We start from the raw sequence: 11,252 nt of genomic DNA, 5'->3' as shown, positions 1-11,252 counted from the left end.
CAACTTAGACCGATTTGAAAAACGAAAAAAGGCTGAGTAGCTACTCAACCTCACGATCCTTCCTATACTCGCTTTTTCCTTTATTTTGTAAAATCAATCCTCTGGGCTAAGCGGTCAATGACCAAAGAACCGATGACGAGAGATGCACATTCTCCCACAGCAGTCGTAAACCAAGTCGCTAGGAAAGGACTTTGGTACAACACATATAACTCAATGGCAATGGTCACCATGGTCATTGAAAAGAAAATCGAAAAATAGAAGAAGGCCTTGTTCAACACACCATTCAAGATATACTCATTCTGGTATTGTTTGAAGAAATAGACACCCAACGCCACAAATACGAGTGTAGAGCCCCCACCGACAAATATATCAATTACTCCGAATCCAATGAAATTCGAAATCATGCAACCAATCGTCACAGCTACGAGGTACTTTCGATTATAAAAGGCTAGAAAATTCAGCATTTCTGACAAACGGAACTGATACGCTCCGTAGGAAATCGCATTGAGTGGTGGTGTCACTGTAAGCACCACATAAAGAGCCGCAACCAAAGCAATTTGTGCCATGTCGCGAACCGTCCATTTTGTTTGATTCATATCATTCTCCTTTGGCGGCTAAACCGCGTGTAATATGCTTGGCTAAAGGAAGGAAGCGCCAAGGGTTGTGTAAGATACGAGAGCGTTTGACATGAGCAAAGCTCATTTTATTTCCAACCTTCAACAGTCTATTCCAGACTGTTGAAGCACACAGTGAAAATAGAAATCTTGACGAAGTGCTTAGGCACTAGGAAAGATTATCTTTTTCACACAGTGCTTAGCTCGAGTTCAATTAGTAAGATACGAGAGCGTCAAACAACTCCTAGACAAAATAGGCGGCCGAACAGAAGTTGCGAGCAACTTCGTAGTGAGACCCCGGCGAGGGTAGCTAGGTTAGTCACAAGTGCAACGCAGTGAGTAACCAGCTAACTACTGCCAACATGAAACGATAACTTAACCAACTTACGATTGTTTTTTCAAATCTACCTCGCCTCTCTGTTTTAAGGTTCAGGTTAAACGAATCCACTGGATTAGCCTCGCTTTCCGATTTTTGGGCTCGGGTAAAACTAATCCACTGGATTAGTTTTATTATCAGTGAGTTGTAGCTCGAGTTCAATTCGCAAGATACGAGAGCGTGAAAAAAGCGACTGTACCACAAGGGTATCCGTATCTGTAAGCAAGCATAGCCTGCAACAGCTACGGCAAAATTAGGAAACATGACGAGTGAAAAGCTCCAGTGGAGGTTTTCAGCCTAATCTCTAAAGGCATACGATACCTTTAGAGCTAAGAATGTTTATGATTCTCAGCTGTAACTAACTAAAGTTAGAACAGCTGCCTATCTTTTTTACACAGAGTTTAGGGCATGTTCCATTACGCAAGACACTAGCATTTTCACTCATGTCCTCCCTTGAACAATCTGCTCTAGGTAGTCGTTTTACACCTACCATTGAACCTCTCATCTTCACAACGTTTCTAGTATAGCATAATCTAGAGGAATATGGTAGACTAGGGGTATGAAAAAGTATATAAAAGCATTTTTTGATAATGAGGTTCTCTCTTATTTATTTTTTGGAGTGGCAACGACCTTGGTCTATGTTTTCACGAGGACCAGTCTTTTCTTGGTCATTTCGCATATTCTAACCGTTGTATTTATTGCCAACTGCATCGCTATTCTATTTGCCTTTATTACCAATGATCAAGTCGTCTTTAAGCAAGATTGGGCGGGCTGGCCAGCCCGCCTGCTAAAATTTATCTCCGCAAGGATGGCAACTTTGTTGCTCGATATGCTACTGGCTTACGTTCTTGTCGATACCTTTCCGCAACTGATTGGGCAGTTCGTTAACCAAGACCCTGCAAGCATCAACGCTATCGCAACTCTCATCTCGCAAATCCTTGTTATCGTGCTGAATTATGTCCTCAGTAAATTGTTCATCTTTCAAAACAAGAAAGAAAACTCCTAAGTTTTAGGAGTTTTCTTTGTCATTCTTTTTAAAAAGCGTGCTTTGATGCGCTGTATAATCGATGCAATATCACCTGGTCTGGTGTCAAATTCTTCTACTTGTAAACTCTGTACGGTGGCATTCAAGACTGCTCCGATAATTAGGATATTAGCCACAAAGATAAACCAGAGCATGAGAACCAAAATAACCACCGAGGTCACAAGGCGAAAGTCTAGAAAGCGATTGGCATAGGAATCAATATAGATGCCAAACAGTTGACCCACCGTCGCCATTACCGCTAGGACAAAGAAGGACCCCGGAAAAACATAGCGGATTTTTTTGATGCGGACATTCGGAAGAAAAAAATAGAGCATGACCAGAGCCAGAAAGAGAGCAATATAGGCAACCAGTTGGGTCTGATCAATCAGATTATCAAATAGGGGATCAAAATGAAACTTGGTAGACAGTAATTGGAGCAAGGTCTTACCGAATGCCAACATCATCACGCTAAAAATGATAATTCCTTGTAGGCCAATGCCTAGAAACATGCCGACTGCTCGACTGATGATGAAATCGCGATGCTGATCAACACCATACGCCTTATTGACAGCCTTTTGAAGAGCTGCCATGCTTTTTGAAAGCGTCCAGAGTGTCGTCACAATGGCAATTCCTAACCAAGACGATGACGGACGTGTCAAGATACTAACGACCATATCCGCTGCTGTCGGATAGAGTTTTTCAGGAAAAACCTCCGACAAGACCTCTAAAATTTGATTGACATCAATCTGTAAATAGGGCAAGAGATTGGCTAGGGTCAATAAAATCGGAAAAACTGAGATAATCAGGTAGTAAGCCACTGCCACCCCTGTCAAATCAAGCTCAGCCGATCGGTAAAAGTCTAAAAAAGAGATAACAAATGACCTGCAGTTGCTCCAGAGCTTCTTTCTGTTCATTGTTCCTCCTTTTTCAATCAGACTAATAAGTCCTCTCTTCTCCTTGACTGGTCAAGATTACTGGACCATCTTTGGTGATGACAAACTGGTGTTCGTATTGGCAAGACAGGCCGCCGTCTAAGGTTTTATGCGCCCAACCTGTCTTTTCATCGGTATCGATTTCCCATGTACCTGTGTTAATCATTGGCTCAATGGTCAAGACCATTCCCTCACGCAAGCGAAGTCCTCGACCTGTACGACCATAGTGAGGCACCATTGGCTCCTCGTGCATGGTTGGTCCAACACCGTGACCGACCAAATCACGTACCACACCGTAGCCCTTGCTTTCAGCGTATTCTTGGATAGCTGCGCCAATATCTCCGATACGGTTGCCGACAAGCGCTTTTTCAATTCCTCGGTAGAGGCATTCCTTGGTCACATCCATAAGGTCTTTGACTTCTTGGCTCACCTGACCAACGGCATAGGCCCAACAAGAATCAGCTACCCCACCTGTGTATGGCTCGGTATATTTTTTCATCAGTGCTACATTGTTAAAATCTAGCTTTGAAACATCTAAAACAGCTTTATCAAGTGGCTCACTCAAGACCATATCGACCTTGAGCAAGTCCCCCTCTTTTAAGATGTAATGACGTGGAAAGGCATGTGCCACCTCATCATTTAAGCCGCAACAGGTAGCATAGGGATAGTCCATTAAATGACCATCAACACCAATCTGCAAGGGAAGAACATTTTCTTCCTTACAGCGTCTGCGAACATACTCTTCCACTTCCCACAGGTCAAGCCCCGGCTTAATCAGGTCACGAAGTCCAATATGAATGCTGGCAAGAATATCTCCTGCCCGATTCATGGCATCAATTTCTCTTTGTGATTTAATTGTAATCATTTCATCCCTCTTCTAATTTGTTTATACTTATGCTATCATGCAAATAACTGAAAATCTACATACTCACGCATTTTCCGACTGTGGCGGTCACTCCCCTTGTACTGGCGGATCTTTTGAAAACCTGCTTTTTCTGCCACACGCTGACTGCCCCGATTTTCTAAGTGGGTCACGATGCGGAGTTTTTTAAAACCGACATAGTCAAATCCTATATATACAAGGGTTTTCAGGGCTTCTGTCATGCGACCTTGGCCCCAGAAATCTTGGTGCAGAAAATAGCCGATTTCTGCCTCTCTTTCTCGTTCGTCGATACTTTCAAAACGAATGCAGCCAATCATCTGACCCGTTTCCTTGTCCTCCATGGCCCAAATCCCTAAGGGAGAGCGCATAAAGGTATGCACCAGCAAGTCGGTCGTCTCCTCAATGGTCATTCTGCTAGGCATGATATAGGTTGTATTGTTAGGACTCGAGAGAATCATGTGCAAGTCCTGACAATCCTCATAGTAAAAGGGGCGGAGCAAGAGGCGATCTGTTTCAAAACTAGCATACTGCGCTAAGGGTTCCCAAATTGTCATTTTCTATCCTTACTAAAAAGTGAGCAGGCTAATCGTCCACCGTGTCTTCGATTGTCCTTACTCACTTACCTGTTAAGAGGTTACTTAGATCCATCAATGAGCTCAATATCTGCTCCTAAATCTTTTAGTTTCTCAATGATATTTGAATATCCTCGGAGAATAAATTCAATGTTTGTAATTTCAGTTTGACCTTCGGCCATCAATCCTGCAATGACTATCGCCGCCCCTGCACGCAAGTCAGTCGCTTTGACATGCGTACCATTGAGCTTGTTTGGCCCTTGGTAGCTGATGCGACTACCCAAGACACGAATATTTGCTCCCATATTGGCCAATTCTTGTACATGACCGACACGTTTTTCATAAATGGTATCTGTAATAGTACCTGCTCCTTCGGCTATGAGCAATAGTGGCGTAATCGGTTGTTGCAAATCCGTCGCAAAGCCTGGATAGGGTGAAGTTTTCACGCTAACAGCTTTCAACTTGTCCTGCTTTTCAACAAAGATACTGTCTTCTGACACAGTCATGCGAACACCCATGGCTTCTAATTTGGCGATGAAACCTTCCAAATGTTCATAGAGGACATTATCGATTCGAATGCCTTCACCAACAGCGGCGGCAAGAGCGATGTAGGTCCCTGCTTCAATGCGGTCTGGAATGACCTGATGGCGAGTTCCGTGTAATCGATCAACCCCCTCAATCGTAATCACTTCTGTTCCTGCACCGCGGACATGGGCTCCCATATTGTTCAAGAGCGTTGCCACATCAATGATTTCTGGTTCACGAGCGGCATTTTCAATCACGGTACGGCCTTCTGCCTTAACAGCAGCAAGCATGGTATTGATGGTTGCACCAACGCTGACTGTATCCATGAAAATATGCGCTCCGTGGATGCGTTTGCCATTGGTCGACAGATGCATACTCTGCCCTTCATAGGTCATGGTTGCGCCCATGGCTTCAAAGGATTTCAAATGCAAATCAATCGGACGCGGTCCAAGGTCACAGCCTCCTGGCAAGCCCACAATGGCTTGACCAAAACGACCTAGCAAAGAACCGTAAAAATAATACGATGCACGTAAGCTATTGATTTTCCCAAAAGGCATAGGCATGTCTTTGACACCACGGGGATCAATTTCCAAAGAATCCCCACTACGCGTAACCGTAGCTCCCATGGTCTCCATGATGTCAATCAAGCTGTCAACATCAGAAATCTCAGGTACCCCGTCTAAACTTACAATGCCATCTGCTAAAATAATTGCTGGAATCAGAGCTACAACTGAATTTTTAGCTCCGCTGACGGTCACGCTCCCTTTCAACGGACGACCACCATTGATCACAATTTTTCTCATACAATCAAATCTCTTTCTCAAATTCGCCAAAATAGGCATACAGCTTATTGTATCATATATCGGACTGAATAGCTAGTTTTTCAGTTTGTCCTGGTTTGGAGAATGAGCTAACCAACTGACTTGGGGATAAGGGACTCTACTATACCAACCACTCTTTTTGAATGCCGTACTCGTCCAAGATTTGCTCCATTCGGTCAAAATGCAGACGAAAATGCTTTTGAAAGTGGCCATCTGAACCGATGGAATAGTGCCTGCAGCCCATTTCTTTCAAGATAGAGAGGGCATAGTGATAGAGCGCCTCATTGTCATACAAGTACATGGACTTGCTATTTAGCTCAAAGGCCAAGTGATGGTCCATCATCTTTTGAAAGAGAGAGCGTAGATTAGGCTCAAACTCACGCAATTCGTCAACAGTAAGGGATAATTTCCTAAAACCATAGTCAAAATGAGCAAGCACATCCGCTGGAATGGCTTCAATCGCCTTTTCTATCTCTTTCAAGTAGGACACGATGTGCTCTTTTCGATTGAGGGAGAAGACCTCATCTTCCAAGTAATCAAAATAGCCATTGTGGTGAACAGATAAGAGTTTTAAGTCAAAATCCTTGCCCTCCAAATAAGCCAAGGTATCTGCTTCTCGCGGGGCATAATAGCCAATCTCAATACCCTTTTTAATCCGATTGCCATACTGCTGATTCAGGCGTTCAATCTGCTCACTGTAAGCCTGATAATCCGGCACATCATCACGAGGACCACCTAGATAGGGATTGGACAGGTCAAAATGTTCTGTCGTCACAATCTCTCCCTCATAAATCGCTAAATAATCCTCAAATCGTGCCTCCGCATCATATGAAAAATACGTATGTAAATGATTATCCCGCATGCCGTTCTCCCTTATTGCAAATGTATACCATATCGTCTAGGTCAGCAAGTATTCTCAAACTATATTTCATTAGTTTCAGTATATCATATTTAGAAGAAAAAGAGGAAGCGATACAGACAAAATCTCAAGGCTATCCCTTTCTAGGCTTGCAATCAACGAGTACACCCTTCATGCGAGCTCTTGTTTCAATTTTAAAAAAGAGACTGGGAATTTCTATCCCTGCCTCCTTTCTAGTCTGCTAAGCTCTTTTTCAACGCTTCAACCTTGTCCAAACGCTCCCAAGGCAGGTCAATATCTGTTCGACCCATGTGACCGTAGGCTGCTGTTTGCCGATAAATAGGCCGTTTCAAATCGAGCATCTGAATGATACCTGCTGGACGCAGGTCAAACAATTCCCGAACCGCTGCTTCAAGACGATTTTCCAAAACGGTACTTGTACCAAAGGTATCAATCCGCACCGATACAGGCTGCGCAACACCAATTGCATAAGCTAGCTGCACTTCTGCTTTCTTCGCAAGACCAGCTGCTACGATATTTTTAGCAATGTAGCGGGCTGCATAGGAGGCGGAACGATCGACCTTGGTCGCATCTTTGCCAGAGAAAGCACCGCCACCATGGCGTGAATAACCACCATACGTATCTACAATAATCTTTCGACCAGTCAAACCAGAATCTCCTTGCGGTCCCCCGATGACAAAGCGACCTGTTGGATTGATGAAATACTTGGTCTTGTCATCGAGGTATTTGGCTGGAATCACTGCTTGAACGACTTGCTCAATGATGTCTTTACGAATCGTTTCCTGACTCACTTCTGGATCGTGCTGAGTCGAAATCACCACCGTATCCACGCGCAAGGGTTGGTCTTTTTCATCGTATTCGACCGTAACCTGACTTTTGGCATCTGGACGCAGATAGGAAATGGCCCCCGATTTCCGTAAGTCTGCTAATTTTTTCACCAATTGATGACTAAGTGAAATCGGCAGTGGCATCAATTCAGGCGTTTCATCCACCGCAAATCCAAACATGAGTCCCTGATCCCCCGCGCCAATCTGATCCAGCGGATCTTGATCACCATTTTCACGCACTTCCAAGGCCTCATTGACCCCTTGAGCAATATCAGGTGATTGCTCAACTAAGGACGGATGTACCCCCACCGTTTCAGCTGAAAATCCATACTCAGTATTGGTATAGCCAATCTCTGCAATCGTATCACGGACAACACGGTTGATATCAACATAAGCCGTCGTTGAGATTTCTCCAAATACATGCACAGAGCCTGTATAGACAGCCGTCTCAGCTGCCACATGGGCCTCGCTATCCTGCTCCAAAATCGCATCCAAAATCGCATCGGAAATCTGATCCGCAATCTTATCCGGATGCCCCTCTGATACCGATTCAGAAGTGAAAAGTTTACGTTCTGACATCTTCATGTCCCCCTTTAAATAAAAATGATACTAGAAAAACAAGTTCCTATTCGCCACAACACCTACATCTAGCTGACCAGCTCAAAGACCTATTTAACATCACATAAAGCAAATGAAAGCAACGTTCTTTTGCGTTCCTTTTCTTAGCTCAATTACGACGATTAGGAAAGGGATTCGACATTAAGACCTTTCCTAATCTAGTAAGTTGGCTAGGCTAAACATATACTTCAAGTTACGATGTTTCTCCCAAGCAAACGATACTTTTGATTGGGAGAAACAAGTAAGTCGTTTAGCTTCAAAGGTCTAGTAGAACTTTGTAGGCTGGAAACAAGGCCAACGCAGTTAGCAACCACTAGCTAGCGGCAACCGTAGAAAAGCGTGCGACGTAAGGAGCCGATTTTCTTAGTTCAGTTACGACGAATGGGAAAAGGATTCGATAATAAGACTTTTCCCGTTCTAGTAAGTTGGCTAGGCAGTCCGCTCTATAGCGGCTGCCGTACAATGACGAGTAGGAGCGCTACCGACATTGTTGCCAAGTTAAAAGTTACAAAGCACCGACCACTCACTCTTTTTGAGCAATCGCCTTTTCGGGACTTATAACTCCTCTAGTATACCATGTTTGGAAAGAAATTTCAGATTTTTTCAAATCCTTTTTGTATTTCATACAAAAAGAAACTGGACTTGAGCCCAGCTTCAGATTGAAGAAAAAGTTGCTTTGTGATACTTTTCTTAGGTGGTGCGGACGGTAGCGACTTCCCGCGGAATTCCATACTCAGAAATGATGAGGCTCGCTTCGCTCGCGACAATCGGCAAATCGAATCTTCCGTTAACAGATCTGTTTCACTTGTTTAAATAGTTCTTGGGTTTACCTACGTTCTGAAACTAAACCCAAGTTCAACTTTTTATTGTTTATTTTTCCTTCAAGACACGTTGGAGATTCTTCCATAGACCTAAATCATCTGTCTGGAGAATTAGGCGCGCATAGATTTTTCCAATATACCAGATACTGCCCGCTGTTGTGCCTAGCAAAATGAAGAGCGATAGCAATCCTTCAAGGTTTGAGGCCTCTTCATGAATGAGACGAATTGACATGAAAAATGGTGAGAAGAATGGGATATACGATCCAATGGTCAGCAAGATGTTCTCCCCCTTCACTCCCAAGGTCACGCTCATCATCATAGCCACAACGACAAGTAAGACAATAGGCTGAACCGCCTTATTGACGTCTTCCACCCGCGTCACTAAAGCTCCACAGGCTGCTGATAAGACAATGTAGAAAATCAAGCCTAGTAGCATGAAGAAGATCGTATAAACAGTCGAAGGTTGGAACAAGAGCGCTATCATTTCTTGGTTTTGATCCAAGAACATCTGAACAATCGGAATCTGACCAGCAACCAAGTAGGCAAGGAGGAAGCCAACAACATAAATCAAAATATGGGTCAAGACCACCGCCACAATTCCCAACATGCGCCCGTAGAAGTAATTGGATGCACGGACGCTGGAGAAGATGACTTCCATGATTTTAGTGCCTTTTTCATTGGCAATATCTTGCGCTGTTGTGGTTGAGTAGACTATAAGAAACATGTAGAGGGCAATGGAGAGAATAAAGACGAAACCTGACTGAATCGCCTGAATTAGTTCTGTATCTTTTTTAATCACCTCATCATAAATGATTTCTTGGGATAAGATTTTTTCTTGATTTTCGGTCAGTTGCGCTTCTTCGTGGTTCAAATCTGCCTGCAAGCTTTTGAGACGAGCAAGAACATCTTCCTTAGCAAAGCGATCCATGCTCTCCTTACCATGATAGGCTGCATAGACTTGATGTTCCTTGACATCTAGTATGAGGTAGCCGTCGATATCTCCTTCGTCTACTGCTTTTTGGGCAGCGTTTTGGTCTTTATAGTCAAAGTTATACTTGTCTTCTTCCAATACTTGTTTGATTTCAGGACTGGCTGAGACAACTGGTACAGGATCTGAGGAGAATTGAGACATGCCGACGAGCACCCCCATTCCTACAGAAAACCCTAAAAAGATAAAGGGACTCAAGACCATAAACAAGAAACTCCATGATTTCACATGACGGAAATAGGTTTCTTTCATCACAATAAACAGCTGTTTCATAGGGCTACTCCTGATTCTAACTTGAAGATTTCATCAATCGTTGGGGCTTGCTGGTCAAAAGTGGCCACATATTGTCCTTGAGTGAGAAGGTCAAAGAGGGCAGGACCTGCCGCCTCATCATCTATCACCAAACGCCATGTACCTCTCTTAGTACGGCTGGCCTTGACCACATGGGGCAGAGCTTCTAATTCTTCCTGTGTTTTCTCACTTGCGACAAAGATTCGTGTCTTGCCATAGCTGTTGCGAACGTCCTCAATCGTACCTGATACGACCACTTCCCCGTCACGAATCATCAAAATATCGTCACAGAGCTCTTCCACATTGGTCATGACGTGATCTGAGAAAATAATGGTCGCTCCGCGCTTTTTCTCTTCAAAAATGACTTGCTTCAGCAATTCGGTATTGACAGGGTCAAGACCACTGAAAGGCTCATCTAGGATAATCAAATCTGGCTGGTGCATGAGGGTAATCATCAACTGAATTTTTTGTTGATTTCCCTTTGATAAACTTTTGATTTTATCTGTCGGATTCCCCTTGACCTGCAACTTGGCCATCCACAATGGCAATTGTTCCTTGATATAGGAGGTCGACAGACCTTTCAAGCTGGCCAGATAATGTACTTGATTATAAACCGTTAATTTGGGCATCAAGCTACGTTCTTCTGGTAGATAGCCAATTTTCTCGTAGGTTTGCTGAGAAATCACCTCTCCGTCTAAGCGAATCTTCCCCTCATAGTCTAAGAAATTTAATATGCTATGGAAAATCGTTGTTTTTCCAGCACCATTTTTCCCAACAAGGCCCACAATCCGCCCTTTTCCTGCTTGGAAATCAATCCCATGTAAAACAGCTTTTTTCCCAAAACTTTTCTTTAGCTCTGATACTTCTAGCATAGAAGTCCTCCTTTTCTGAGACATAGCGCTCTATAAGCGTTTCTAAAATAATGCATCTATTGTACTCCTATATTCAATATAAGTCAAACTGGTAGTAAATTGAATATGGGGGTGGGCCATCGTAGGCCATCGTTAAGTCGTTTTGATGAACGCCAATGAAGGCCCGTTCTATCTGTAGATCCTTGCCTTATCCTATCCTTTCTCACTC

The 11,252-nt window shown here is 43.6% G+C and carries 10 protein-coding genes and 1 riboswitch; of the genes, 1 reads left to right on the top strand and 9 read right to left on the bottom strand.

The features are described 5' to 3' along the window. Positions 1-80: 80 nt before the first annotated feature. Complete coding sequence (locus E4T82_RS01155) at positions 81-596, bottom strand: QueT transporter family protein (protein ID WP_135181073.1); 516 nt, start codon at positions 594-596, stop codon at positions 81-83. Further along, positions 594-713, bottom strand: a riboswitch (PreQ1 riboswitch). (Overlaps the previous gene by 3 nt.) A gap of 836 nt (positions 714-1,549) precedes the next feature. On the opposite strand from E4T82_RS01155, the gene E4T82_RS01150 reads away from it, so the two are divergent. Then, complete coding sequence (locus E4T82_RS01150; RefSeq protein WP_135181072.1) at positions 1,550-1,996, top strand: GtrA family protein; 447 nt, start codon at positions 1,550-1,552, stop codon at positions 1,994-1,996. Here E4T82_RS01150 and E4T82_RS01145 read toward each other — a convergent pair. The 8 genes from E4T82_RS01145 to E4T82_RS01110 form a co-directional block, all read right to left on the bottom strand. Beyond that, positions 1,993-2,928 (bottom strand): YihY/virulence factor BrkB family protein, encoded by a 936-nt coding sequence (locus E4T82_RS01145; protein WP_135181071.1) that lies wholly within the window; start codon positions 2,926-2,928, stop codon positions 1,993-1,995. The genes E4T82_RS01150 and E4T82_RS01145 overlap by 4 nt on opposite strands. 22 nt (positions 2,929-2,950) lie before the next feature. Then, positions 2,951-3,811, bottom strand: a complete 861-nt coding sequence (locus E4T82_RS01140) for a methionyl aminopeptidase (protein ID WP_135181070.1) — start codon at positions 3,809-3,811, stop codon at positions 2,951-2,953. Positions 3,812-3,846: 35 nt separating this feature from the next. Then, entirely contained in the window at positions 3,847-4,383 is a 537-nt protein-coding gene (locus E4T82_RS01135; protein WP_135181069.1) for a GNAT family N-acetyltransferase, read from the bottom strand. Positions 4,384-4,463: 80 nt separating this feature from the next. Further along, positions 4,464-5,729, bottom strand: a complete 1,266-nt coding sequence (locus E4T82_RS01130) for a UDP-N-acetylglucosamine 1-carboxyvinyltransferase (RefSeq protein ID WP_135181068.1) — start codon at positions 5,727-5,729, stop codon at positions 4,464-4,466. A 139-nt stretch (positions 5,730-5,868) separates the two neighbouring features. Continuing rightward, the gene (locus E4T82_RS01125) at positions 5,869-6,609 is read right to left on the bottom strand and encodes a PHP domain-containing protein (RefSeq protein WP_135181067.1); all 741 of its coding nucleotides are present in this window, start codon (positions 6,607-6,609) and stop codon (positions 5,869-5,871) included. 230 nt (positions 6,610-6,839) lie between these two features. After that, a complete protein-coding gene (gene metK, locus E4T82_RS01120; protein ID WP_135181066.1) occupies positions 6,840-8,033 on the bottom strand; it encodes a methionine adenosyltransferase in 1,194 nt (397 codons plus the stop codon). Between the two features lie 909 nt (positions 8,034-8,942). After that, a complete protein-coding gene (locus E4T82_RS01115; protein ID WP_135181065.1) occupies positions 8,943-10,154 on the bottom strand; it encodes an ABC transporter permease in 1,212 nt (403 codons plus the stop codon). Further along, a complete protein-coding gene (locus E4T82_RS01110) occupies positions 10,151-11,044 on the bottom strand; it encodes an ABC transporter ATP-binding protein (protein WP_135181064.1) in 894 nt (297 codons plus the stop codon). The genes E4T82_RS01115 and E4T82_RS01110 overlap by 4 nt, the downstream gene beginning before the upstream one ends. Positions 11,045-11,252: the final 208 nt, after the last annotated feature.

Origin of the sequence: Streptococcus cuniculi, assembly GCF_004570575.1 — a bacterium.
In the GTDB taxonomy this organism is placed as follows: domain Bacteria; phylum Bacillota; class Bacilli; order Lactobacillales; family Streptococcaceae; genus Streptococcus; species Streptococcus cuniculi_A.
Note: the sequence above shows the minus strand (reverse complement) of the source record. Positions and strands in the feature narration are given on the sequence as shown.